This is a genomic window from Staphylococcus saprophyticus subsp. saprophyticus ATCC 15305 = NCTC 7292, assembly GCF_000010125.1.
GTDB classification, from domain to species: Bacteria; Bacillota; Bacilli; order Staphylococcales; family Staphylococcaceae; genus Staphylococcus; species Staphylococcus saprophyticus.
The window spans coordinates 1,284,433-1,311,173 of the sequence record NC_007350.1 but is presented as its reverse complement, the minus strand read 5'-3'; the positions used below and the strand labels follow the sequence as shown (position 1 = coordinate 1,311,173).

At 32.3% G+C, this 26,741-nt stretch carries 25 protein-coding genes and 1 riboswitch; of the genes, 6 read left to right on the top strand and 19 right to left on the bottom strand.

The features are described 5' to 3' along the window. Position 1 precedes the first annotated feature (1 nt). The 4 genes from ypdA to SSP_RS06435 all read right to left on the bottom strand — a co-directional run bounded on the left by ypdA (position 2) and on the right by SSP_RS06435 (position 5,351). The gene (ypdA, locus tag SSP_RS06450; protein ID WP_002483242.1) at positions 2-988 is read right to left on the bottom strand and encodes a bacillithiol disulfide reductase YpdA; all 987 of its coding nucleotides are present in this window, start codon (positions 986-988) and stop codon (positions 2-4) included. Between the two features lie 253 nt (positions 989-1,241). Continuing rightward, entirely contained in the window at positions 1,242-2,873 is a 1,632-nt protein-coding gene (gene ebpS / locus SSP_RS06445; protein ID WP_051488177.1) for an elastin-binding protein EbpS, read from the bottom strand. 146 nt (positions 2,874-3,019) lie between these two features. Then, on the bottom strand, positions 3,020-4,399 hold the full coding sequence (locus SSP_RS06440) for a RecQ family ATP-dependent DNA helicase (protein WP_011303063.1): 1,380 nt from the start codon (positions 4,397-4,399) through the stop codon (positions 3,020-3,022). Further along, positions 4,392-5,351 carry a helix-turn-helix domain-containing protein gene (locus SSP_RS06435; protein WP_011303062.1) on the bottom strand — a complete coding sequence of 320 codons (960 nt, stop codon included), beginning with the start codon at positions 5,349-5,351 and terminating at the stop codon, positions 4,392-4,394. The genes SSP_RS06440 and SSP_RS06435 overlap by 8 nt, the downstream gene beginning before the upstream one ends. A gap of 109 nt (positions 5,352-5,460) precedes the next feature. On the opposite strand from SSP_RS06435, the gene SSP_RS06430 reads away from it, so the two are divergent. Next, positions 5,461-5,709 carry a ferredoxin gene (locus tag SSP_RS06430; RefSeq protein ID WP_002483238.1) on the top strand — a complete coding sequence of 83 codons (249 nt, stop codon included), beginning with the start codon at positions 5,461-5,463 and terminating at the stop codon, positions 5,707-5,709. 155 nt (positions 5,710-5,864) lie between these two features. Here SSP_RS06430 and SSP_RS06425 read toward each other — a convergent pair whose 3' ends face one another. The 6 genes from SSP_RS06425 to SSP_RS06400 form a co-directional block, all read right to left on the bottom strand. Then, positions 5,865-6,410 (bottom strand): ECF transporter S component, encoded by a 546-nt coding sequence (locus tag SSP_RS06425; protein WP_037538408.1) that lies wholly within the window; start codon positions 6,408-6,410, stop codon positions 5,865-5,867. Positions 6,411-6,477: 67 nt separating this feature from the next. After that, a riboswitch (FMN riboswitch) is annotated at positions 6,478-6,613 on the bottom strand. A 224-nt stretch (positions 6,614-6,837) separates the two neighbouring features. Beyond that, entirely contained in the window at positions 6,838-8,601 is a 1,764-nt protein-coding gene (locus SSP_RS06420; protein WP_041784899.1) for an ATP-binding protein, read from the bottom strand. Next, entirely contained in the window at positions 8,585-9,310 is a 726-nt protein-coding gene (locus SSP_RS06415) for a response regulator (protein ID WP_011303060.1), read from the bottom strand. The genes SSP_RS06420 and SSP_RS06415 overlap by 17 nt, the downstream gene beginning before the upstream one ends. 126 nt (positions 9,311-9,436) lie before the next feature. Next, complete coding sequence (locus SSP_RS06410; RefSeq protein WP_002483234.1) at positions 9,437-10,174, bottom strand: pseudouridine synthase; 738 nt, start codon at positions 10,172-10,174, stop codon at positions 9,437-9,439. Next, positions 10,167-10,715, bottom strand: coding sequence for an SMC-Scp complex subunit ScpB (scpB, locus tag SSP_RS06405; protein WP_002483233.1), 549 nt, complete (start codon positions 10,713-10,715; stop codon positions 10,167-10,169). The genes SSP_RS06410 and scpB overlap by 8 nt, the downstream gene beginning before the upstream one ends. After that, positions 10,699-11,433 (bottom strand): segregation and condensation protein A, encoded by a 735-nt coding sequence (locus SSP_RS06400; RefSeq protein ID WP_011303059.1) that lies wholly within the window; start codon positions 11,431-11,433, stop codon positions 10,699-10,701. The genes scpB and SSP_RS06400 overlap by 17 nt, the downstream gene beginning before the upstream one ends. A 91-nt stretch (positions 11,434-11,524) precedes the next feature. On the opposite strand from SSP_RS06400, the gene SSP_RS06395 reads away from it, so the two are divergent. Further along, entirely contained in the window at positions 11,525-12,031 is a 507-nt protein-coding gene (locus SSP_RS06395; RefSeq protein ID WP_011303058.1) for a DUF309 domain-containing protein, read from the top strand. A gap of 68 nt (positions 12,032-12,099) precedes the next feature. Here SSP_RS06395 and xerD read toward each other — a convergent pair whose 3' ends face one another. From xerD to SSP_RS06380, 3 genes are all read right to left on the bottom strand, one after another. Continuing rightward, on the bottom strand, positions 12,100-12,987 hold the full coding sequence (gene xerD, locus SSP_RS06390) for a site-specific tyrosine recombinase XerD (protein WP_002483230.1): 888 nt from the start codon (positions 12,985-12,987) through the stop codon (positions 12,100-12,102). A 39-nt stretch (positions 12,988-13,026) separates the two neighbouring features. Then, a complete protein-coding gene (locus tag SSP_RS06385) occupies positions 13,027-13,473 on the bottom strand; it encodes a Fur family transcriptional regulator (protein WP_002483229.1) in 447 nt (148 codons plus the stop codon). Positions 13,474-13,576: 103 nt separating this feature from the next. Further along, positions 13,577-14,119: an NUDIX hydrolase gene (locus SSP_RS06380; protein ID WP_011303057.1), complete on the bottom strand. Its 543-nt coding sequence runs from the start codon at positions 14,117-14,119 to the stop codon at positions 13,577-13,579. Positions 14,120-14,278: 159 nt separating this feature from the next. Here SSP_RS06380 and SSP_RS06375 point away from each other — a divergent pair, with 159 nt between their 5' ends. Next, positions 14,279-15,193, top strand: coding sequence for an aldo/keto reductase (locus SSP_RS06375; RefSeq protein ID WP_011303056.1), 915 nt, complete (start codon positions 14,279-14,281; stop codon positions 15,191-15,193). A gap of 108 nt (positions 15,194-15,301) precedes the next feature. Here SSP_RS06375 and SSP_RS06370 read toward each other — a convergent pair whose 3' ends face one another. After that, positions 15,302-16,060 carry an SDR family NAD(P)-dependent oxidoreductase gene (locus SSP_RS06370; RefSeq protein ID WP_011303055.1) on the bottom strand — a complete coding sequence of 253 codons (759 nt, stop codon included), beginning with the start codon at positions 16,058-16,060 and terminating at the stop codon, positions 15,302-15,304. A 151-nt stretch (positions 16,061-16,211) separates the two neighbouring features. Between SSP_RS06370 and proC the strand changes: the two genes are divergently transcribed. Next, entirely contained in the window at positions 16,212-17,027 is an 816-nt protein-coding gene (gene proC / locus SSP_RS06365; protein WP_011303054.1) for a pyrroline-5-carboxylate reductase, read from the top strand. A gap of 152 nt (positions 17,028-17,179) precedes the next feature. Here proC and rnz read toward each other — a convergent pair whose 3' ends face one another. Beyond that, complete coding sequence (gene rnz, locus SSP_RS06360; protein WP_002483224.1) at positions 17,180-18,100, bottom strand: ribonuclease Z; 921 nt, start codon at positions 18,098-18,100, stop codon at positions 17,180-17,182. A gap of 150 nt (positions 18,101-18,250) precedes the next feature. On the opposite strand from rnz, the gene zwf reads away from it, so the two are divergent. Both zwf and SSP_RS06350 read left to right on the top strand, forming a co-directional pair. Continuing rightward, positions 18,251-19,735: a glucose-6-phosphate dehydrogenase gene (gene zwf / locus SSP_RS06355; protein ID WP_011303053.1), complete on the top strand. Its 1,485-nt coding sequence runs from the start codon at positions 18,251-18,253 to the stop codon at positions 19,733-19,735. Between the two features lie 410 nt (positions 19,736-20,145). After that, the gene (locus SSP_RS06350; RefSeq protein WP_011303052.1) at positions 20,146-21,027 is read left to right on the top strand and encodes an AraC family transcriptional regulator; all 882 of its coding nucleotides are present in this window, start codon (positions 20,146-20,148) and stop codon (positions 21,025-21,027) included. A gap of 85 nt (positions 21,028-21,112) precedes the next feature. Here the strand turns inward: SSP_RS06350 and SSP_RS06345 are convergent, their stop codons facing one another. The 4 genes from SSP_RS06345 to SSP_RS06330 form a co-directional block, all read right to left on the bottom strand. Beyond that, complete coding sequence (locus SSP_RS06345) at positions 21,113-22,777, bottom strand: glycoside hydrolase family 13 protein (RefSeq protein WP_011303051.1); 1,665 nt, start codon at positions 22,775-22,777, stop codon at positions 21,113-21,115. Between the two features lie 11 nt (positions 22,778-22,788). After that, positions 22,789-23,793, bottom strand: coding sequence for a LacI family DNA-binding transcriptional regulator (locus tag SSP_RS06340; protein ID WP_011303050.1), 1,005 nt, complete (start codon positions 23,791-23,793; stop codon positions 22,789-22,791). 228 nt (positions 23,794-24,021) lie between these two features. Then, positions 24,022-25,431 (bottom strand): NADP-dependent phosphogluconate dehydrogenase, encoded by a 1,410-nt coding sequence (gene gndA, locus SSP_RS06335; RefSeq protein ID WP_011303049.1) that lies wholly within the window; start codon positions 25,429-25,431, stop codon positions 24,022-24,024. 68 nt (positions 25,432-25,499) lie between these two features. Further along, entirely contained in the window at positions 25,500-26,636 is a 1,137-nt protein-coding gene (locus SSP_RS06330) for a M20/M25/M40 family metallo-hydrolase (RefSeq protein ID WP_011303048.1), read from the bottom strand. Between the last annotated feature and the right edge of the window lie 105 nt (positions 26,637-26,741).

Genomic DNA, 26,741 nt, shown 5'->3' with positions numbered 1-26,741 from the left:
TTTAAGATTCTAAAGGTGTTTGTTTTTTTGATAAGATACTTTGTGTAATAATACCGCCATGGTATTTGCCATTTTCAATAAAAATTGTATTTGCATCATTACCAGCAGCTATGACACCAGCTATATAGCAATTTTCAACATTAGTTTCATATGTTTCTTTATTATATACAGGTGCAGTACCATATTCATTTTGATTAATTTCAATGCCGATAGATTGTAAGAATTCGTAATCTGGGTGATAACCAATCATGGCAAACACATAGTCATTGGCTATCTCAAATGTTTGGCCACCCTGTTCATAGAAAACACTATCCTCAGTAATTTTAGTGACATTTGCATTAAATGCCATATCGATTTTTTCATGGCGTACAAGCGATTCGAAATTAGGAAGTATCCATGGTTTGATCGCTTTTGGATATTCATTGCCACGATAAATAACTGTGACATTTGCGCCTGCTTTTTCAAGTTCTAAAGCAGCATCGACTGCTGAGTTTTTACCACCTATGATGACAACATTTTGATCGAAGTAAGGATGCGCCTCTTTAAAATAATGCATTACTTTTGAAAGTTCTGCACCTTCGACTTCAAGTTGATTGTGATGTCCATAGTATCCTGTTGCTACAGTGAGAAATCTACATTGATAAACATCTTTCGTAGTTGTAATTGTGAAACGGTTATTGATTTTTTTTACAGTGAGGACTTCTTCGAAAGCATTGATTCGTAACTGATGGTGTTTAACTACAGCTCTATAATAAACCAGTGCTTGATTTCTATGCGGCTTGCTTTCTTCAACTATAAAAGGTATGTCCCCAATACTTAATTTGTCACTAGAAGAAAAGAATGTTTGGTGTGTAGGATAATTATAAATCGCGTCTACAACATTACCTTTTTCAATAACTAATGTATCTATTCCTTTTTTCTTTTGCTCAATGGCAGCACTTAATCCACAAGGACCGCCACCTATTATGATACTTTCAACTGTTTGCATACTTTATTCGTCCTCCTTTTACCACCCATATATTATACCAATAGTTTTAAAAATTCCAAATGAAAGAATTTGAAAACTTTATAACAATTGAATTCATAAGGTTTATGCTTGAAAGAAAATTATATTATTTAATATTTAACTCGATAAATAAACATAGATAAACCCTACGCAAATATGTGCGCAGGGTTTATCTATAATTTGATAGCTACTCTATTTAATAGTTATCCATAAAAATTATCAGTAGTAAAGAAAATTATTGTGGTATCACAAGACGTTGACCATTATGAATATCGTTGCCTTGAATATTATTTGCTTCTCTGATTTTTTCTACATTTTCTGGAGTACCTTCACCATAGTATTGGATCGCAATTCTATATAAATTTTGTCCATTTACAACGTGAGTGCGTTGTCCAGAATTACTATTTGAAGATTGATTATTTTGTTGGTTGCTATCGTTTGATGCATTTTGTGACTGGTCTGATGAACCATTTTGATTGCTATTAGCTTGACCATTTTGTTGTGATTGATCGCTTTGTTGATCTTGATTGTTTTGACTATTTTGTTCATCTTGTGTGCCTTGGTTTTGATCGCTGTTAGCTTGATCTTGTGAATCGTTGTTACCTTGGTCAGAATCAGAATTGGCATTATCAGAGCTATCACTACTATCAGAATCTGTTGTAGCTTGATTATTGTCATCATCTTTAGCTTTGTCTTTATCTTTATCTGATTTACTGTCTTTATCAGAATCAGCATCTTTAGCTTTATCAGAATCTTTATCTTTGTTGTCAGCTACTTTTTTGTCATCGTCGCTGCCTTTATCATCGTTGTTACCTGTTAACGCCATACCACCAAAGATACCTATAGCGGCTAAGATTAAAATAGCTGCTATAATTGGGAGGAGTTTACCAAGTAAACCACCTTTTTTCTTGTTGTTATCTTCAGAATCATGGTTATTGTCACCATTATTACCATTTCCGCCGTTGCCGCCGTTACCATTACCACCATTGCCAGTACTTGATTTAGAATGTGAAGCAGCGGCAGCGCCAGTACCAGCAGCTGCTGCACCGCCTGCTACAGCAGCACCTTTTTTCTTAGAACCATGTTTTTCTTCGTTTTTAACGTCAGATTTGGATTCATTTTGTTCTGGTTCATTATCATTTTTATCTTTTTTGCCTTTATGCTTGCCAGCTGCATAAGCACCAGCTCCAGCAGCGGCAGCGCCACCTGCTACAGCAGCACCTTTTTTCTTAGAATCATGATTGTTTGTATTTTCATCTTGCGTTTCTGTCGAATCATTCGTTTGATTGGATTGTTCCCAATCTTGATTTTGTTGATGCGCTTTATCGTTATGGTCTTTAGAACTTGAAGCTGCATCGTTATGTTTACTAGCAGCATAAGCACCAACGCCTGCAGCACCACTACTGGCGATAACAGCACCTTTTTTATTATTGCTATCTTTGTCAGATTGATCTTTTTCATTGTTTATATCATGACGATTTTCAGATTGCTGATTGTTTGATGATTCGTGAATCAAATTGTTATTTTGTGAAGGATCATTAGATTCTTTGTCTGCATTTGAATCTCTTGAAGAATTGTCTTCGTGTTGTAAACCATTATCACGATCACCAACTTCATTATTTTCGTTGTGATGTTCTTGGTTAGACTGCTCATCTTCTCTTTGATTTGTTGCTGTGTCTCTTCGACGTTGTCTGCGTTGAGCATTTCTAGGAGGGAATTGTTCATCTGATTTATCAGACACTTCCTCTTTTATATTGTCAACTGAATCGTTAACCGAGTCTTGAGTATTTTCTTGGTGTTCTTTTGGATCAATGGATTGACGATTTTTTTCAAAATCATCTTTAAAATTGTTGTTAGACAAATTCATCATCCTTCCTTTTTTTATTTAAGTATATACTGTTTTACCCTAAAAGATTGTAAATATGTATGACTTTTTGAAGAAAAATTACTATTAAACAAGTGTATACACCGTATTATAGCTTGATTGAAAATATGAAGTAAAGTAATTGTCTATTATTTAAATAAATTTTGTATTTTTTCATTAAAATCCATTTTTCTTTTAACTTTTTTTCTATTTAATATATTTATTGCATTAATTTCAGAATCATTATCACAGCACTGATTTGGTTTTTCGCTCAATTGTTCATTAAAAAATTCTATCATATAAGCACGTCGACATTGATCAAGATGCTTATAGCCTAACATGCGCATATATCCTAAATGTTTACGTTTGTATGAAATCTCGAATATATTACGTAATTGTTGATATGTATAATAGCTATAAAGTATTTGTAGAACTTCTGATTTTTCAGGAGGCAAAAATTGACCGAGTTCGAATATTTCAACATCCTCCATCGTTATCATATCGGTAAATAATAGTGTTTCTAATAAAAAGCGATCATCTGGTTGATAAAGACTAATGGCTTGACTTTGTCCCCCGTCACGACCAGCACGACCTATTTCTTGCATATAATTAGAAGGACTTGTAGATAAATGAAAATGGATAATTGTTCGGATGTCTTTTTTATTAATGCCCATACCAAATGCACTTGTAGCAACAATGATTGGGATTTCATTATTTAAAAATTGATGTTGTACCGTATGACGCTCTTGATAAGATAAGTCGCCATGATAAATACCAGTTAAAAAGCCATAGTTGTATATTTGTTGCGCTAATAATAGACACATTTTTTTAGATGATACATAGATAATTGTTGGACCAGCGTGTTCTAATGAAGGTAGTAGCCATTTCAACTTCTCATCATCATCAGCAAAGTTTTTATGCGATAACGAAATATTATCTCTATTCATGGTTGTCTTTACGATATGAAAAGATTTATTTAATATTTGCTCTAAATCAAATGTTAAATAGGATGGTGCTGTTGCTGTTAAAGCTAATACAGTAGCGTTATGAAAATGGTTGACGATTTTGCCAACTAAGGCGTAATGCGGTCGGAAATCATAACCCCATTCTGAGAGACAGTGTGCCTCATCTAATACGATGATTCCTAGATTTATATGTTTTATTAATTTAAAGTTATGAGGTTGTAGTAGAAATTCAGGACTTAAGAAAATAAAGCGACTTTTCGTCAATTGTTTAATGTTTTGAGCCCTTTCATGTTCATCCATTCCTGAGTGAATGCAAGCTACATGATGCTCACCATGTAGTTTAAGTTGCATGACTTGATCATCCATTAATGAGATTAATGGAGAGATGATTAGTGTTGGTTGTTGATTTATATATGTTGGCAATTGATAGCATAGGCTTTTGCCACTTCCAGTTGGTAAAATACCTAATGTATCTTTCTTTTCAAGTACATGCGTTATGATTTCTTTTTGTCCAGGTTTAAAAGTATCAAAACCAAAATGTTTTTTTAACGCTTCATTAAGCATGCAAATCACCTCTTTCAATGCCAACAATGATTAATTTAATTTCAAAATAACTAAGATCTGGAAATATAGTTTTATAATTTCTTAAACGTTCACTACGGTTTGACAAGTAATGTGGAATAAATTGTTCATAAGTTTTATGTATTAAAAATGAATGATAATCTGTTAAATAACCTTTGATAAATAATTCTAAGATATGATCTTGTATCGTATTTTGTTTAACATTTTGTTGAGCTGCTAATTTATCAAAATGCATGCCTTGTTTTATACCTTCATAAGTTAATGTTGTCTTATGTAATAAAGCAGGTAATATAATAAGCTGATTTAATAAAGGATATTGTGAATCATCTTCTATTTCATACATTAAAGTAACTAAATCTCTTATTTCCAATTCATATAAGTGTTCTTGAGATACAGATTCAATTAAACTTACTTGTTGTCTAGTGTACATGCTTTCTTCAAAACCTTGTAAATAGTAATGGAGATAAACATGATTGTTTTTTTCTGATAACGTATGAAATAAGTTTGTAAGTTCTTCGATGAATTGAGATTTTAAATCTTCATCTGTTATTTTTTTATATAGTTGTTTAACTTGTTTTTGCACAGTACGATGTTGTGTGATCGGTACAAATTCATAAATAGCATGGCCAGTATTCGAAAGTGTCTGAGTTAACAATTGAATTGCATTAAACGTGTTCACAAGACTGTCGTATGTGTGTCGAGGATGATTAATGATACTTTGATATTGCGCTGTTTCAATGTTAAAATTATTAGAATATCGCTCAAACGACGGATATTTTAAATTAGGTAAGCTATGATACAATGACAATAGTTGTTGACTACAGGCGTCAAAAAAGGTTTGATGAGACTTTTTCCCTGTGATAATATTAAATATACTTTTTTCGGTTTTGTAATTATGTGCATTTGTGTATGCAAAATGAATTATATTATACATAGACGCTCCCTCATCTTATAAATCGAAAACATTTGAAAAAACGATAAACTGTGATTACAATAATATTTGTGTAATTATTGTAGCATTTTTGTCAAAGGAGGCGAAGAAATTGGCTAAATATACAATTGTAGATATGGATACATGCATTGCATGTGGTGCTTGTGGTGCCGCTGCCCCTGATATTTATGACTATGATGACGAAGGTATTGCATATGTTATTCTAGATGATAATCAAGGTACTGCGGAAGTGCCAGAAGAACTATATGAAGATATGGAAGATGCATTAGATGGTTGTCCTACGGATTCAATTAAAATTGAAGAGGAATCATTTGATGGCGATGCATTAAAATTTGAATAATGCTATTATTGCAAAATAGTATTTATATACAACCATGTTAGTAACGTCATCACTGTGACATTTGCTAACTTTTTATTTTTTTAAAGCGATAGATAAAACGAGCCGTGATATTAATATATCATGGCTCGTTTTGTCTATGTTTCTTTTATTTAATTTTATTTAGGTAAGACATTTTTTAGTCTGTTGTATAACAAAATAAATATGATAGAGATGACAATACCTTTAATGATGTTAAAGGGAATCACACCAGATACGATGACGATTTTTACATTTTCAACAACGTCAGATAGATTCATAATCATGCCATACAGTGGGAGTAAAACGAAATAGTTCAGTATACTTAATACAATTGTCATAACTACTGTCGCAATACTTAGTCCAACAATTTGTGACTTAATTTTATCTTTATATTTCGTTACAAAATAAGCTGTTAATAAAAAGCTAGATGCTGCTAAAAAATTTGCAACTGGTCCAACTGGATCACCTATGTTAAATAAAAAGTTGAGTAAATTTTTTATGAATTCTACAATAAGACCTGCTACAGGCCCTAAAATAAATGTTGCTAATAATGCGGGAACATCACCAAAATCTAACGTTAAATAAGGTGGCAAAAATGGTATTGGAAATTTTATAAACATTAAAATGAAAGCCACCGCACTCAACATACTTATGGTAATGAGTCTTTTTGTTTGTTGATGCATATTTAATTGTCTCCTTCCATTCATCTTACATAGAATAGGAGGAATAAATTGCACAACAAATCATGTCCTCCATCTTCTCCCATCCAGACTTTACTGTCGGCTCTAGATTTTCACTAGATCAGCCATTTTATTATATATAATAAAATGGGTCGCAGGCTTTATTTACTGCCGGTTGGGAATTGCACCCTACCCCGAAGATGAATTTCTTAAATTTTATAAATTTATCATAGCTTATTAGTCAGATAAAAACAATAGAATTGCTTAAAATAACTCATTGCCGAGCCATTGTGTGTATTGCGCATGGGATAAAATGATTAAAAATTAAATTAAATTAAATTCAAGATACCAACGAAAATAATCCGCCACAAGCCATAGTAGTACCATGCTTGTGACGGATTTGTAATAGATTAGAATTATTAAAGATAAATTAGTTTGTTTTAGGTTTTGGTAGAGTGATGATAAATGTAGTCCCTTTACCAAGTGTACTTTTAACATCTATAGTACCACCATGCTCGTGTATAATCATGCGACATATGAACAACCCTAATCCTGTTCCTTGTTTACCTCTTTTACGAGCAGTGTCTACTTTATAGAATCTATCAAATACTTGTTGTAAATGTTCAGGTGCTATGCCTGATCCAGTGTCACTAATATAAAGGATGTTTTCAGTTTGCGTTTCTCCAAACTCAATCTTTATTTCGTCACCTGGTTCAGTATATCTTGAAGCATTGTCTATAAGATTGGTTAATACTTGTTCAATTCTATCAGAATCATAATACCACATCTGATTGTGAGTATTTGGACTTAAATTCATATTTAAACCTAAATCTTTAGCATGTTTTTGATACTTTTGTTGCACCTTATCAAGCAAATGATCAATGGGTTGAACAACTTTTTTTACAGTTAATCCTTCTGCGTCCATACGAGCAACATTTAATAACTCATTCACTAATCTGTTCAAGCGTTTTGTTTCATCTAACACAATTGATAGTGACTCATGAATTTCTGCAGGTTCGGTGACGATACCATCAACGATGGATTCTGTATACCCTTGCAGTAAAGATATAGGCGTGCGTAATTCATGTGATACATTTGCAATAAAGTCTTTTTTCATTTGGTCCATATTATGTTCATTAGTCATATCACGAATGATAGCTACAATACCACTGCGACCATCAGGTTGAATTTGTTCGATATAGCTTGTAATAATTACAAAATAGCGCGTGTTAATTTCATAAACTTCAAATTGCGTTTTTTTATTTTTAAATGTAAGTTCATTTTGTTCATCAAGTTTTTCTAAAGCAAAATCATCTAACATTTGCAATGTAGTATTAGCCATTTTGTTTGAAATGATAATTTCTTTTTTATCATTAAAACCTAATACGCCTTCTACCATTGAATTGATTAGACTATCGCGGATATTTTTAGATGAAGATAATGCGTCAATGTGTTGCTGTATTTCGGAACTCATTGTATTAAATGCGCGTGATAATTCCCCTATTTCATCTCGCGAATTGACTGGGACAACTTGCGCATAATCACCTTTAGATACTTTTAACGCTTGTGTTCTTAAATTTCTTAAAGGCTTTGTAATTCTAGAAGATAAGAAGAAGGCAAAGATAGTTGTTATCGCTAAAAAGATAATCGCAATAATTAAAATGATAACGGTAATGACATTGTTTGTGTCTTCAATCGTTTTTAGGTCTTGATAAATGAATACACCACTAAACTTATTTGTGTGATTATCCGCTGATGAAATGGCTTTTGTAGGATAACCGATTAATACATAAGTTCGTTGATTTCCATTCATATTTAAGGTGACATGTTCAGAAACTTGTTTACCATTATTAAATACTTGATTGTAATCATTGCTTTTTTTAATTTCTTTGACCATTTTGTTTTTCGTTTTATCTTTATCCTGTCTATCTATATGCTTATCATTCATTATGATAAGTCCAACTGGTCCTTCGATTAATTTTCTACTATGTTGAATTGCAGTTTCTCTATTATCTGCGTTTTCTAAAAGTTGACTAATTCGTTTTGCATCTTTTAATAATGAGTCTTCTGTTTCTTGCGTGAAATAAGATTGTATAAACGTTATAAGCGCTGCACTTAATAAAATTAAAACTGTAGTCACTATAAAAATAATAGTTAACCACAGTTTAATGACGACGCTATTGAGTTGATTCATTATTTGATTTGATTTCAAATTTATAACCAACACCCCATACAGTTTGTATCATATGTGCAGCGTCCTCTGATACACGATTTAATTTCTCTCTTAAACGTTTAACGTGAGTATCTACAGTTCGCAAGTCACCATAGAACTCATAATGCCATACTTCTTTTAGTAATTGTTCTCTATCAAATACTTTATTAGGTGTTTTTGCTAGGAAGATCAATAATTCATATTCTTTAGGTGTTAAATTCACTTGACTACCATCTGCCAACACTCTGTGTGCATCGTTATCAATCACTAAGTGATCAAATTCTATTAAATCACGTGCATGTGGTTCGCTTTGTTCGGCAGTTGCCACTTGTGTACGTCTTAATAATGCTTTAACACGTAGGACCACTTCTCTTGGAGAGAATGGTTTTACGATGTAGTCATCCGCACCAGATTCAAATCCTTCTACACGATTTGTTTCCTCACCTTTAGCAGTTAACATGATAATGGGTGTTTCCTTATGCTCTCTTAATTTAGACGCAACGGTAATGCCATCCATTTCAGGTAGCATCAAATCTAATAAAATGCAAGCATAGTCATGTTCCATTGCCATTCTATATGCTTCATTTCCATCATTTGCTTCATGTATTTCAAAAGATTCTCTTTCGAGATATAGTTTCAATAATCTTCTAATACGATCTTCATCGTCTACAATTAGTATTTCGTTTGACATACGTATATACCTCCCACACGACTAACTTTCTAATTCAACCATATTATATCATAGCTTTAAGGTTAAAAGTGGTTATGAAGAAAAAGTTTGTGAAAAAATTATCATAGTTGATAATTTAAATTCAGATTAATTACCGTGTTCTGCAATTTGGCGTATCATTTTAACTTCGTGTGGCGTAAGTACTCTACCTTCACCAGCATTTAAACCTTTCAAGTTTAATGGTCCAAATTCAATGCGTTGCAATTTGGTTACTTGATGTCCAAAATGTTCAAACATGCGACGCACTTGTCGATTACGTCCTTCAGTAATAGTGATTTCAACTAATGTTGTGTTTTTATCTTTATCTTGATTTTTCACTTTAATTATAGCAGGTTGAGTAACACCATCTTCTAGTTGGACACCTTGTTCAAGCGATTTCACTTCTTCACGCATGAGATAACCTTTTAATTTTACTACATATTTTTTCTTTATTTTATAACGTGGATGTGTCATAAGATTAGTGAATTCGCCGTCATTTGTCAGTAATAATAAACCAGATGTATCATAATCTAAACGGCCAACTGGATAAATTCTTGTTTTAATTTGTTTAAAGTAGTCAGTTACAACTTTACGCCCTCTGTCATCTGAAACACTGGTGATGACTTGTGCAGGTTTATAAAATAGTATATATAATTTGTCTTCTTGTTCTAATTTGATACCCTCTACTTCGATGCTATCAGAAGGTTTAACTTTAGTGCCTAATTCAGTTTCAACTGTGCCATTCACTTTTACTTTGCCTTCAGTAATTAAAGTTTCTGCTTTTCTACGTGAAGTATAGCCACTGTTGGCAATACGTTTTTGAAGTCTTTCTGTATCTTTATTCATGATTATCTCCTTTTTGATTAACTAAGTTACTAAAGAACGCTTCGATTTCTTCATCTTCTTCGTCTGTAGTAGGTAAATCGTCTAAATGTTCAATACCAAATACGTTTAAAAATAGTTCAGTGGTATAAAGTTGATGACTTCTAGAATCGGCTTCCTCTTTAGCTTCTACTAAACCGCGAGCGATTAATGTTTTAACAGCGCCGTCTGAATTAATACCTCTAATTAGTTCAATATCACTGCGTGATAAGGGCTGATTATATGCAATGATGGATAAAGATTCCATTGCAGCTTGTGATAATTTCATTTTTGATTTTTGTTCAATTAATTGTTCGATATAATCAGATGCTTCTTTCTTGGTAGTTAATACATAAGTATTACCGTAGTGTTGAATCGTTAAACCGGGTGAATCATACGCTTCAATTAATTCTGTTAATGTTGTTGGTTCAATTTCTAAAATTTCTAGTAGTTGCTGTTGATCCAAACCTTCGTCTCCGGCTGTGTATAGTAGTGCTTCTAATATGCCTTTATCTTGCAACGCCATAGTTTACTCCTCTTAAAATATTAATATCATCAAAACTTTTTGCTTGTTCAATATTTACTATACCGGATTTTGACATTTCAAGTATAGCTAAGAAATGTGTCACTACCATTTCTATCGGTTCTGTAAAATTAAATAAGCTAAAGAAGTTAAAGGACTCATGCTGCTTTAATTTATCAGTGACTTGTGAAGTTGCTTGTTGTATTGTGAATGTTTCTTTACGTATATCTACTGTTTTAGGTGTATGGAACTCAACTCTGTTTTTTACTTTTTGATAGGCAATGATTAATTCTGTTAAATCAATTGTATTATCTGGGCTCCATGTTTCATTGGATTCTAAATGGGATAAATCCGTTGGATGTTTAGAAAAATATAAAGCACGTTCGACTTTACGTTCATTTAAAAATTCAGTGTAGGCTTTATAATTTTGATATTCGATTAAACGATCCACCAATTCGTCTCGTGGATCATCATCTAAATCTTCCACTTCATTCGTTTGAGGTAGAAGCATTTTACTTTTTATCATCAATAATTCTGAAGCCATGACTAAGTATTCACTAGCAATATTAATTTCTAATTGATTCATCGTATGTATATATTGCATATACTGCTCAGTTAATGCTTTCATAGGAATATCATAAATATCAATTTCAATTTTTTGTATAAGATGCAATAATAAATCTAATGGTCCATTAAAGGCATCTAGTTTTACTTCGTACATTTTATCTACCTCATATCGCAAGTTAAGTGCGTAATTCACTAAAGTATTATAGCATGTTTAATGAAAACATTTAAATTTGGAGCGGTTTTTTATGGAAAATGCATTAAAGGAATTTTATTTTCAATTTCATACGAATCAACATTACTTTTTATGTCACGACATTTTAGAGGAAGCTTGGAAGGAAAATAAATCTTTCAGTAAGGATGACGCTGTCGTCAGTTTAATTTTATTTGCAACTGGATGTTATCACTTTCGTAGAGAAAATGATAAAGGTGCTATCAAATCTTTTAGAAAAGCATTAAAAGTTATTGAACCTTACAAAGAAGAAATCAATCTAGGTATTGATATCAAAGCATACCAAAAAGTGATTGCTGAATTAGTACATGCTATTGAAAATGGTCAAAAATTTGCACCAGTACAGTTACCAATCACTTCACAAATGCAACAAAAAATTTTAACAACGTATCCAAACTATATCATGACGGAATATGTTATTAGAGATAGTTACATTGTTAATCATCATTTAGAAAGAGATAGAACAGAAGTGAATGAGGCTCGTTTAAACGCATTATATCAAAAACAACAAGAAAGAAAATAAAAGTACTAAACCAATTGTTTGCATATAAAAACACAGGCGAGTTATTCAACGAGTCAACTTGTCTGTGTTTATGCACGTGGATGAAATTCATTATACATTTTTCTAATTTGTGATTTGGATACATGTGTATACAATTGTGTGGTAGATATATCAGAATGTCCTAACATTTCTTGAACTGCACGTAAATCTGCCCCATTTTCTAGTAAATGCGTGGCAAATGAATGTCTCAATGTATGTGGTGTTAATGATTTTGTGATATTAGCTTTGATAGCGTTTTGTTTAATCATTTTCCATATAGCTTGTCTTGATAAAGGTTTGCCATGCATATTTAGAAATAAGGTATTCGTCACTGTTTTCTTCAACAATTGAGGACGAATGGTTTCTATGTATGTCTTTAAATATTCTATTACTGTGTCACCTAAAGGTACAATACGCTCTTTATTACCTTTTCCAAATACTTTGACAAAGCCCATAATTAAATTTACATCTTCTAACTCAATTTGGATGAGCTCAGAAACACGCATGCCTGTCGCATATAATAACTCTAGCATTGTGCGATCTCGATACCCATTTATTTTAGCCAAATTGGGCGTTTCCAATAGTGCTAACACTTCATTTATTTCTAATACATCAGGTAATTTGCGATCATATTTGGGTGTCTCGATAAGTACAGTTGGATCTTTTGCAGCATACTTTTCTCTCAACGCAAATTGATGAAAACTTCTAATTGTTGAAATAAACCGTGCTAACGATTTAGCAGAAGCGCCATTATCATGTAAATACCCCAGACATTGTTGAATGGATGCTCTATCAATAAAATCAATATGACTAATCTTTTGTAACTCTAAAAAAGTATTATATTTTTTTAAATCTCTCCGATAAGCTCCTATTGTATTCGAGCTTAATCCTTTTTCTAATTGAATGAATTTCAAATATTCTTCAATAATCGTATCCAAGATACCACCTCTATCTTTAAAATGGTGTACGTAGCTGAGTTATTTACCCAATGCCTGGCAATCAGAACATACACCATGGAATGTCAAACGATGATCAGAAATTCTAAAATTAAAATCATTTTCGACACGTTCTTCAACTTGTGGCAATAAGTCTTCTTCAATTTCTTCTACTTTGCCACATTCCATACAAACAAGGTGGTGGTGAAAATGTTTTGCGCCTTCTTTACGTAAATCAAAACGAGCGACGCCATCTCCGAAATTAATTTTATCAACAACTTTTAATTCTGATAATAGCTCTAACGTACGATATACTGTTGCTAGACCTATTTCAGGTGCTTTGTCCTTCACTTTTAAATAAACATCTTCAGCACTTAAATGATCTTTTTCATTTTCAATTAAAACACGCAACGTAGCTTCTCGTTGAGGTGTCAATTTATATGAAGATTGTTGTAATTGTTGCTTCACGCGATTTAAACGTTCTTCCACGGAAGCCTCACTCCCCTACTAATAATTATAATCATTTTAATTTACATAATGATTTATATATAAAATACCAGTAATTGATAAAATACGCAAGTCAACTCGCTTCTTATTTATAATCATTATAATTAAGGAGTAAATGTTGTAATGCAATAATCGTTTTAGCATCTTCGAAATACTTATTTTTTAACATATCTTTAATGTCGTCTACATCGTAATATACTAATTCAATAAATTCATCATCATCGAGATGCATTTCTCCAACTTTTAAACTATTAGCCATATATATGGAAATTTTCTCATTTGAAAAACCCGGAGAACCGTACATTTCTGTAATTAGTTCTAACTCTTCAGCTATATAACCTGTTTCTTCTTCTAATTCACGCTTAGCTGCAGAAAGCCGTGCTTCGCCTTTTTCTAATTTGCCTGCTGGAATTTCTAATAATGGCTTTTCAGCTGGTTTACGAAATTGTTTTACTAAGATGACTTTGTTTTCAGGTGTCACCGGACAAACTGCGACTGCCCCATTATGATAAACTAATTCACGTTTAGATGTGTTGCCATCGGGTAATTCAACATCGTGGACTTCTAAATCAATAATTGCGCCTTTATAAATGGATTCTTTATGTATTGTTTTCTCATATAAATTCATTTTAATCACGTTCCTTTAATTTGATTTAAGTTACTGTTAAGATAAATACGTTAGTATATAGGGAGCAATTAAAATAAGTATTTCAAATGACTAATAAGTCGTATTTAGTAAAATTATTTTTAATCCCTATGATTTGAGTGTATCGAAAGGAGAAACGACATGCAAAAAAATGTTTTAAAAAGTGGTATTGAACTCTCAGAATTAGGATTAGGTTGTATGAGTTTAGGCACAGATATTAACCAAGCTGAACCAATTATAGAACGTGCAATAGAACATGGTATTACTTACTTTGATACAGCAGATATATATGATAAAGGTGTAAATGAAGATATTGTAGGAAAAACACTTAAAAAATATCAAGATAGAAGTGACATCGTCATTGGTACTAAAGTAGGAAATCATTTAGCTGATGATGGTTCTACGTTTTGGGACCCTTCGAAAGCTTACATTAAAGAAGCAGTAAAAGGTTCATTAAGTCGCTTAGGACTTGACCATTTAGACTTGTATCAATTACATGGTGGAACGATAGATGATCCTCTAGATGAAACGATTGCTGCATTCGATGAATTGAAACAAGAAGGCATCGTCCGAGCATATGGTATTTCTTCAATTAGACCCAATGTTATCGATTATTATTTAAAACATAGTGATATTGAAACACTCATGTCTCAATTTAATTTAATAGATAATAGACCGGAAGCGTTATTAGATGATGTACATGCTAAAAAAGTGAAAGTTTTAGCTCGTGGTCCAGTTTTTAAAGGATTGTTAACTTCTAACAGTAATCAAGCCTTAGATCGTAAGTTTTCAGAAGGTATTTTTGATTACACATATCCTGAATTAGGCGAAACTGTTGCATCTATTAAAGAAATCGAAAGCAATCTATCCAGTTTAACATTTAATTACTTAACCTCTCATGATGCGTTAGGTTCAATCATTGTAGGGGCAAGTAGTGTGAATCAACTGGATGAAAATGTTGAAAATTATAAACTGTCTAAAGATATCAGCTTAGAAAAATTGAAAGCAGCACGTGATCGCGTTAAAAATTTAGAATACACGCAACATTTAAAATAAGTTAACCAATTAAAGCGTATGAGTTATTTTAGATAGGAAAGTGAACTAAACTGTATCCTATTTAATCTTACTCATACGCTTTTAATATTATATAACCACTCATATTGATTAAGATTTGTTATTAAATAAAAAAGTGAAGTGCTTTTCAATAAATCGAGGTGCTAACTGATAGATACGTAAGAGATGATGCAACCAACTTGGTGCATTAATTTCTTCTTTTTGAGTGATTATCGCATTAACAATACGTTGTGCTAATTTATCGGAGTTTAGCATGATTTTTTTATATTTTTTTGAATATGTTAATGAAGGATCTGCTTTTTCATGGAATGGTGTTGCTATTGGTCCTGTATTAACTGTTAGTACATGGTAATTGGGTTTTTCAATACGGAGTGCATTTAGTACTTGATTAAATGCAGCTTTACTAGCACCGTAATGGGCAGCAGAAGCTTGTGTCAAAAATGCAGACTGACTTCCAATGCCTACGATTGTAGGCATGCGACTGAAATGTGGTTGTAATGTAGTTAATAATGAATTAAAGCTAATTACATTTAACATATATGTTTCTTGCATTTCTTCTATTGTGTGTTGATTAATTGATTTGAAATAACCTAACCCAGAACTATAGATGATACCATCGATGGATTGTCCTTTAAAATGGTTGCTAAGTTGGACGATTTGCGATGTGGACTGTAAATCACATTGGATAATCTTTAAATGTGAGGAGCCATATTTTAATTGAAGCGGCTTTAGCTTATTAACGTCACGTACCAGTGCAGTCACATAGACCTGTTTTTGTAATAGAATGTGTAAGATAGATTTACCTAATCCACTTGATGCGCCTGTTAAGACATAATGTCTACCTATCATATGTATCCCTACCCTTTGTTAATATATGGATAGTATATATGAAGTCATTACGTTATGCCATTTATTATGGAAATATTAGGCATATTGTGAAACTATGTTACTATAGATACATAAATGAAACATAAAAACTCAGAGGAAGTGAAATGTTCACATGAAACTAGTATTTTATGGTGCTGGTAATATGGCACATGCAATTTTTACAGGTATCGTTAATTCTAAAGTTATAGATTCCAATGATATTTATTTAACAAATCGTTCTAATGAAGTTGCACTTAAAGAATATGCTGAAAAGTTAGGTGTCAATTATAGTTATGATGATGAAGCGTTATTAAAAGCGGCAGATTATGTATTTTTAGGAACTAAACCTTATGATTTCGAATCATTAGCAGAAAGAATTAAACCATTTATAACAGACAAAAATAAATTTATCTCTATCATGGCTGGTTTACCCATTAGTTATATAAGAGAAAAATTGGAAGCGGACAATCCAATTGCACGTATTATGCCAAATACCAATGCACATGTAGGTCATTCAGTTACTGGAATTAGTTTTTCAAGTAATTTTGGTCCAAATTCTAAAGACGAAGTCGATGAATTAATTAATGCCTTTGGTTCAGCAATAGAGGTTCCAGAGGATAATTTACATCAAGTGACAGCCATTACAGGAAGTGGTCCAGCATTTTTATACCATGTATTCGAGCAATATGTTACAGCTGGTACACGCTTAGGTTTGGAAAAAGCACAAGTCGAAGAATCGATTCGAAACTTAATTATTGGAACAAGTAAAATGATTGAACGTTCTGAATTAAGCATGGAACAACTTAGAAAAAACATCACATCTAAAGGTGGCACTACTCAAGCAGGATTAAATGCCCTTTCACAACATGACTTAGAAAGTGTTTTTGAGGATTGTTTGAGAGCTGCAGTGGATCGTAGCGTTGAACTTTCAAGCCAGGATGAAGATTAAGGACTGACATTTTACAACAATAATAAATAGAAACATGTTTTTTCATAAAATTATAAACACCCTTTAAAGTAGAAGTTCTAAAAATTTCACTTTAAAGGGTATTTTATATATGGGATTTTAATTTCCACTATATTCATTATTATAAGCAAGTTTTAAAAAGACCACGAATCAAAATCTTTCACAAATTTAAATGGAGGTGTAGTGGGAAGTGATTTGAGTGATTTACTAATCGTTTCAACTTCTTCAATTGTGTAACGATTACTCATGTGTGTAATCAAGCTATAATCTACGTGGGCATTTTCTATTAGTGTAAATACATCCTCAATATGGCTATGATGATAATTGTTTGCTAATGATTTATCACCTTCTATATAAGTACTTTCATGAACCATAACATTAGCATGATCGGCGATGATTTCTTCATTTTGACACGGCATTGTATCACCAAATATAGCGATAACAGGTCCTTTCACAGCATCCCCTTTAAAATCTTTGGAATTATAAATAATGCCATTATATTCAAATGTTTCATTATTTTTTACATCTTGATATTTAGGCCCAGGCTCTAACCCAATTTCTTTAAGCGCCGATACATCTATTTTTCCAGATGTATAAGGTGCTTCGATACGATATCCGAAAGAAGGTATACCGTGATTTAACATATGCGCTTCTACATTAAAACCATTATTTTGATAGGATAAGTGGTTTTCGATTTCTATATATGTAATTGGATAATTTAATTTAGATTCAGATAAACGTAAAGTCGTTTCTATATATGCTTTAATTCCTTTAGGTCCAATGAGTGTTAGTGGCTTACCTTCACCACCTTGAAACGACCTACTCGTTAATAATCCTGGTAACCCAAAAATATGGTCTCCATGCATATGCGTTATAAAAATGTGATCTACCTTTCCTAATTTAATAGAATGATGCAATATTTGGTGTTGTGTACCTTCACCGACATCAAATAGCCAGATATTATTAGAATATGGTTCCAAGTTTAATGCAATTGCTTGTGTATTTCGTTCTTTTGTTGGTAGACCAGCACTCGTACCAAAAAATGTGATTTCCATGCATATGCCTCCTCTTCTTGTTCACATTTTATCATAGAAAAGAATAAAAAATATATTAAAATTTTCTTCTCTCAAGCAAAAAGGTATGAACTAAACAGATTATTGTTCTATAATATAAAGAGATTTATAAAAAGAATTGAGGTTTTGATCTTGAATACTAAAAATAAAGACATTCCATGCTTAATAACAATATTCGGAGCAACGGGTGATTTAAGTCACAGAAAATTATTCCCATCATTGTTCCATCTATATCAACAAGAAAATTTAAATGAACAAGTTGCTATAATTGGTATAGGTCGAAGAGAGTTAACAAATGATGATTTTCGTAGTCAAGTGAAATCATCTATTCAAGAACATGTTAAAGACACGAAGCATCTTGATAAATTTATGGAACATGTATTTTATCATAAACACGATGTAAGTGACGAAGCAAGCTATCAATCATTACTAGAAGTTAGTAATAAACTAGACACTGAATTTAATTTAAATGGTAATAGATTGTTCTATTTAGCTATGGCGCCAAAATTCTTTGGTGTAATTTCTGATTATTTAAAATCATCTGGATTAACAGAAACGACTGGTTTCAAACGTTTAGTCATCGAAAAACCATTTGGCTCTGATTTAGCCTCTGCTGAAGATTTAAATGAACAATTACGTCGTTCATTTAAAGAAGAAGAAATTTATCGTATTGATCATTACTTAGGTAAAGATATGGTACAAAATATCGAAGTGCTACGTTTTGCTAACGCAATGTTCGAACCACTATGGAATAACAAATATATTTCCAATATCCAAGTAACATCTTCTGAAGTATTAGGTGTAGAAGATAGAGGTGGTTATTATGAATCAAGTGGTGCATTAAAAGATATGGTACAAAACCATATGCTACAAATGGTTGCCCTACTTGCTATGGAAGCGCCTATCAGTTTACACAGTGAAGATATTAGAGCAGAAAAAGTAAAAGCGCTTAAATCATTACGAAAATTAGAACCAGAAGAAGTGAGACAGAACTTTGTCCGTGGTCAATATGATGAAGGTGTAATCCAAGGTCAAAAAGTACCAAAATATAGAGGTGAAGATCGTGTTGCTGAAAATTCTACTACCCCTACTTTCGTAGCAGGTAAATTAACGATCGATAACTTTAGATGGGCAGGCGTACCTTTTTATATTAGAACTGGTAAACGTATGAAGAGTAAAACAATACAAGTTGTTGTTGAATTTAAAGAAGTGCCAATGAACTTGTATTATGAAACTGATAAAAAATTAGACTCAAACTTACTTGTAATCAATATTCAGCCTAATGAAGGTGTGTCATTACACTTAAATGCTAAGAAAAATGTACAAGGCATAGAGACAGAACCTGTTCAATTATCATATGCAATGAGTGCACAAGATAAAATGAACACAGTCGATGCATATGAAAACTTATTGTTTGATTGCTTAAATGGTGATGCTACAAACTTTACACATTGGGAAGAATTAAAATCGACATGGAAGTTTGTAGATGCAATTCAAGAAGAATGGAATCAAAATGAACCAGAGTTTCCTAATTATGAGTCAGGTTCTAATGGTCCGCTTGATAGTGATTTATTATTAAGTAGAGATGGTTTCAAATGGTGGGACGATATTCATTAAATAATATATTGCTAATCATACGAGCATCAACATTTGTAACTTTACAATGTTGATGCTTTTTTGTTAACTATTTTTTATGTTATGATTTAAGCTATTGAGTAAAAAAAGTGAATGCCAAATAACTTATTTACATTTTACCCTATTTAATATTTTTAAGATGTAAGCGGAATGAAAATGATGTAGAATATACTTAATCAGTTAAAAACATATTATATTATGTAGTCATTTTTTAAGAGTAGTAAAACACGGGATCATATGTTTTTTGTGTTATTCAGTTGATACATCGGCTGATAAATATAGAGGGTTACTTCGTGAGAAAAGTGATTCGTTGTGAATTTGATTCGTGCTCTATCAGTAGATAGTTTATGTTTTTTTATTTGAATGGAAAATCTAGTTTAGGAGTGAAAGTTTTGGACGTTATCAAGCAAATACAACAGGCAATTGTTTATATAGAAGATCATTTATTAGTGCCTTTTCATTTGCAAGCACTCAGTGATTACGTTGGTCTTTCACCATATCACCTCGATCAATCGTTTAAAATGATTGTTGGTCAATCTCCGACAGAATATGCTAGGTCTCGTAGAATGACATTAGCAGCGAATGAAATTATAAGTGGATCTAGTCGATTAATGGATATTGCTAAAAAATATCATTACAGTGACACAAATGCTTTTGCAAATGATTTTAGTGACTTTCACGGGGTTTCACCTATTCAAGTCAACACAAAACGTGAAGAGCTAAAGATGCAACCACGTTTATATATTAAATTAACAACAACAGAAAAACCGCCCAATGCATATCGTTTAGAGGATGCAGCGGGCATAGCTTTAGTTGGTTATGCACAATTTATCGATTCAGAACATTTAGAGAATCCTTTTAAGGTACCAGATTTTCTTGAGGACTTAATGGAAGATGGAAAAATCAAGGAGCTACAACGTTACAATGATATTAGCCCACATGAATTGTTTGTAGTAAATTGTCCGCTAGATGAAGGTATGGAAATATTTGTTGGTGTGCCTAGTGAAAGGTATCCGTCTCATTTAGAAAGTAGATATCTTCCAGAAAGGCAATATGCAAAATTTAATCTACAAGGTGAGTTAGACTATGTTGTGAATGAGGCATGGTATTATATAGAAACAAGCTTACAAATGACTTTACCTTATGAACACAATAGTCTTTACGTTGAAGTATATCCATTTGATATCTCATTTGATGATCCATTTTGTAAAATTCAATTATGGATGCCTGTAGATCAAGAACAATACTTAGATTATGATGAAACAAACCGATAAAATATAAATAGATAGACCCACCACTCATTATTGTGGTGGGTCTATCTATTGGCTAAGCTGAGACGTTTGTAGGCTCAGTTTATTTTTATTTGTTTGTTAAATCAAGGACAAATGCTTCAAAAGGTCGTAATGCATTCATGTTAATAGCGCGGTCTTTATAGTTATGAAGTAAAATATGATTGCTATGATTGGACATATAATCAGGCATATTTAAAGATGTTATTTGATCAGTAAGATTACCGACAATTAAGATCTGCTTATCATCTAATGTTCTTGTATATGCGAATACTTGTTCATTATTTGTATCAACAAGATCAAATTTACCATATGTGTAGACATCATCAGATTTTTTCAATTGAATCATTGCTTTATAAAAATTGAGTATTGAATTTGGATTATCTTGTTGTTCAGCAACATTGATTTGTTGATAATTAGGATTTACTGGGAACCACGGTTGATGATCTGAAAATCCAGCATTTTTATTTTGGTTCCATTGCATAGGCGTTCTTGAATTATCTCTATTTTCCATTTTATGTTTTTCTAATAATGCAGACGTATCACCATTTTGCGCTTTTACAATATTGTATTCATTAACTACGGCGACATCATTAAAAGTCTCGATGCTTTCAAATGGATAATTTGTCATACCTATTTCCTGTCCTTGATAAATAAATGGGGTGCCTTGTTGTAAGAAATAAACAATTGCATGGCTTGTTGCAGATTCATACCAATACGTTTTGTCATCTCCCCATGTAGATACACGTCTAGGTTGATCATGATTTTCTATAAATAACGCATTCCAACCTACATTTTCTAGTTTCTTTTGCCATCTATTTAATATAGTTTTGTATGATTTTACATCAAATTTTACGTCACCGGTGTTCCATAAACCTAAATGTTCGAATTGGAATATCATGTTAAATTTGCCTTTATCTTCCCCTACCCAATCCTCTGCATTATCTGGATTAACACCATTGGCTTCGCCTACAGTCATAATATTATACTGACTTAGTGATTTATCTTTCATTTCCTGTAACCATGTTTGAATGCCAGGTTGATTCATATCAACATCAAATGCCGGTGCATATGTTTTACCTTCAGGTACGGATAAATCTCCAGCCTCGAATGATTTTTTTATATGTGTAATTGCATCTACTCTAAAACCATCAATTCCTTTTTCAAACCACCAATTCATCATATCAAATATTTCATTACGAACTGCTGGATTATCCCAGTTTAAATCAGGTTGTTTTTTACTAAACAAATGGAAATAATATTCTTGAGTTTGCTCATCAAATTCCCAAGTTGAACCATTAAATATGCTTTCCCAATTATTTGGTTCAGAACCATCTGATTTTGGCTTTTTCCAGATGTACCAATCTCGCTTGGGGTTGTCTTTGCTTGATTTTGATTCAATGAACCAAGGATGTTCATCTGAAGTATGATTAACAACAAGATCAAGGATTAATTTCATGCCACGTTTATGTACACCTTCTAGTAATTGATTAAAATCATGCATCGTACCAAATTCATCCATAATATCTTTATAATCACTAATATCATATCCGTTATCATCATTTGGTGATTTATACATTGGGCTTAACCAAATAACATCGATACCTAAGTCCTTTAAATAATCCAACTTTTCTATAACACCCGGTAAGTCACCGATACCATCGTTGTTTGAGTCATTAAAGCTTCTTGGATAAACTTGATATGCGACAGCTTCTTTCCACCATTGTTTATTCATAATGTTTCCTCCTAAAATTTTTTGGTTGAGCAACGATTAATGATATGCGTTGGTATGATTTTATTCATATATTCAATGTGGCTATCTTTTACTAATTTAATAATACTTTCACCTGCAGCTTTACCTAGTAATTGAGGTTGAATATCTACAGCAGTTTGTGGTGGTGCTGCGTATGCTGATATATATGAGTCATTAAAAGTTGCAGTTTGTATGTCTTCAGGAATAGTAATATTCAATTCATATAGTGCACTTAAAACGAGTTGATTAAGCATAGTGTCGGAAGTAATAATGATAGTTGGTAAAGCGTTTTCAGTAACAAGCGCCTTTAAGTGATTTATAATTTGTTGGCGACTCAAATCTGTAAACATTATACTCGGTTTTAAATTAGCAACCTTCAATGTTTGTTTATAACCTTTAATGCGATCTTTCACTACCTCATAATCACCCATCTCCGCTAAAAATAGAAACGTTTTATGTCCTAAATCTATTAAATAGCGCGTTAATAATTGTGATGCCAAAATATTATCATTATCTATATGTACTACATTTTCATTGTTAATTGGTTTACCTATAACAACATAGGGTATGGCATGTTGTTTTAATAAATTAGCAATCTCGTCGTTTTCTTTTGAATAAAGCAATATAAATCCTTCAACTGCATGAGACTGAATCAAATGTTTTACTTCAGCTATGATTTCACTAGTTTGCTCACCTGTTGTAGATATGGTTGCATAATCATGGTATTTACATTCAATATAAACACCAGACAATACTTCTATAATAAATGGATTTTGTCTTGTTGCTTTGTCACCTTGCTTTTGAATAATACCAATTGTTTTTGATTTTTTTGTTATGAGCGTTCTTGCAGCATGGTTTGGCTGGTAATTAAAATCAGCCATTATTTTTTTCACTTTTTCCTGTGTGGCTACACTTATGCGACTATTACCACTAATCACACGGGAAACAGTAGAAGGAGACACGTTTGCTGCATTTGCAATATCCTTTATAGTTACCAATATAACGACATCCTTTAATTAACTAATAAAGCGCTTTCTCTTTCTAAAATAAATAATAAAGAAAATATAAACCAAAGTCAAAAGATTTGTGCAAACGTTTGCGCGAAAATATTTTTTCTTTCTCTAAAATCCACTAGCATATAAAAAAAGAGCCAAGACATTATTATTTAAACAATAATGTCTTGGACTCCTCTATGATACAAATACAATTAGAATTTTAAAATCGTATTATTCTTCAATCCATTGTGTATGGAAGACACCTTCACGGTCTTTACGTTCATAAGTATGTGCTCCAAAATAATCACGTTGTGCTTGAATTAAGTTAGCTGGTAAGTTTTCTGAACGATAACTGTCATAATAGTTAATACTTGCAGAGAAACCAGGTGTTGGAACACCATTTTGTACACCAGTTGCAACAACATCACGTAATGCGTCTTGATAATTAGTTACAATATCTTTGAAATATGGATCTAATAATAAGTTTTGTAACTCAGTATCATTATCATAAGCTTCTTTAATTTTTTGTAAGAATTGCGCACGAATAATACAACCTTCACGCCAAATCATGGCTAATTCGCCTAATTTGAGGTTCCATTCGTTATCTTCACTTGCTTTTCTCATTTGAGCAAAGCCTTGTGCATATGAACAAATTTTACTCATATATAGTGCTTTACGAATTTTTTCTAAGAATTCATCTTTATTACCTTCGAATTTAGCGTTAGGTCCATTTAATTGTTTTGAAGCATTTACACGTTCTTCTTTAATTGATGAAATGAAACGCGCAAATACTGATTCAGTAATAATTGTTAATGGAATACCTAATTCTAAAGCGTTAATTGAAGTCCATTTACCAGTACCTTTTTGACCAGCTGTATCTAGTATTTTTTCAACTAAAGCATCATCAGCGTTATCATCTAATTTTGTAAAGATATCACCAGTGATTTCAATTAGATAACTTGATAATTCGCCAGCGTTCCAATCTTTAAATGTTTGAGAAATTTCTTCATGGGACATACCAAGTAAATCTTTCATCATTGCATAACTTTCAGCAATTAATTGCATGTCTGCATATTCAATACCATTGTGGACCATTTTGACGTAGTGTCCAGCGCCATTTGGTCCAATGTAAGCTACACAAGCTGCACCATCATCAGCTTTAGCAGAGATAGATTCTAATATGTCACTTACTTTATCAAAAGCAGCCTCTTGACCACCAGGCATTAATGAAGGACCAGTTAACGCGCCAACTTCTCCGCCTGATACACCCATGCCGATAAAGTTAACGCCACTTTCAGCAAGTGCTTTATTTCGTCTGATTGTATCTTGATAGTTTGTATTACCACCATCAATTAATATATCATCATTGTCTAATAATGGTAATAAGCTATCAATTGTTGCATCTGTTGCTGGACCAGCTTTAACCATTAATAAAATTTTACGTGGTTTTTCTAGAGAATTAACAAATTCTTCTATAGAGTATGTTGGATGTATGTTTTTTCCTTCAGATTCCTTAACCATTTCATCAGTTTTTTCTGAAGAACGATTAAATACTGAAACACTATATCCACGAGATTCAATATTCCAAGCAAGGTTTTTACCCATTACGGCTAAACCTACTACACCAATTTGTTGTGTCATTTAACTAACCTCTCTTATTTAAGTTTTCTAGTATATTGTATCACAAAGCGATAATAATAATCACTTAATCAGTTCGTAGATTGTTGAGTAATTATTTCTACAATTTTAAGTAATTGTTTTGTTAATAAATTTAAAGAATTTATTGGCATGCGTTCTTCAGTTGTGTGAATGTTTTCATAACCTACGCCTAAAATAACAGTAGGAATTCCCAATTGATTAATGATATTACCATCTGATCCTCCACCTGCCAGCACAGTGTTAGGTTTTAAGCCTAATGCAGTTGCACTTGCCTTTGCTACTTGAGTTACTGTAGCTTCGTCATGAATTTTAAAACCAGGATAGCTCTTAATGATTTCAACTTCAGAAGTACATCCATATTTTTCTGCCGTTTCTTCAAACACTGTTTTCATATGCTGTACTTGAGATTCAATACTTTTATCTGAATGAGAGCGTGCTTCAGCTTTAAGTGTAACTTTATCTGCAACAATATTTGTAGCAGAGCCACCTTCAAATCGTCCAATATTTGCAGTAGTATAGTCGTCTATTTGTCCTAATTTCATTTCACTTACTGCTTTAGCTGCTATATTAATCGCGCTTACGCCTTTACTTGGGGTACTCGCATGTGCGCTCTTTCCATAGATTGTAGCATTTACTTTCATTTGAGTGGGCGCATGTGTCACAGTTGTACCTACGCCAACACTGGCATCAATAGCATATCCATAATTGGCATCTAATAAGGTTTGATCTAATGTTTTTGCACCCTCAAGTCCTGATTCTTCACTAACAGTAATAACGAATTGGATTTGACCATGAGGTATGTTTTGTTCTTTTAAAACGTTTATACATTCTAAAATAGCAGCTAACCCTGCTTTATCATCAGCACCTAAAATTGTAGTTCCATCAGAATATATGTATCCATCATCTTTAATTTGAGGTTTTACATTTAAACCGGGGACAACAGTATCCATATGACTAGTAAAATAAATTTTATCTATATGATCTAAATTTGATGTAGCAGGTAAAGTGCAAATCAAATTGTTAGCACCTAAATTTTCATTTTTACTAGCATTATCTTCTTGAACTAATAATCCTAATGATTCAAATTGTGATTTGAGATGTGATTGAATCATTTGTTCATTACCACTCTCAGAATTTATTTGGACTAATTCTAAGAATGTGTCTAAAAGTCGTTGTTCGTTAATCATCTATAATTCCCCATTCTAATATTTATATGTCTTATAGTTCAGTTTAACGAATTATATAGAGCAGTAAAACTAATATGATTCAACGTATGTAGATGCTATGTGATA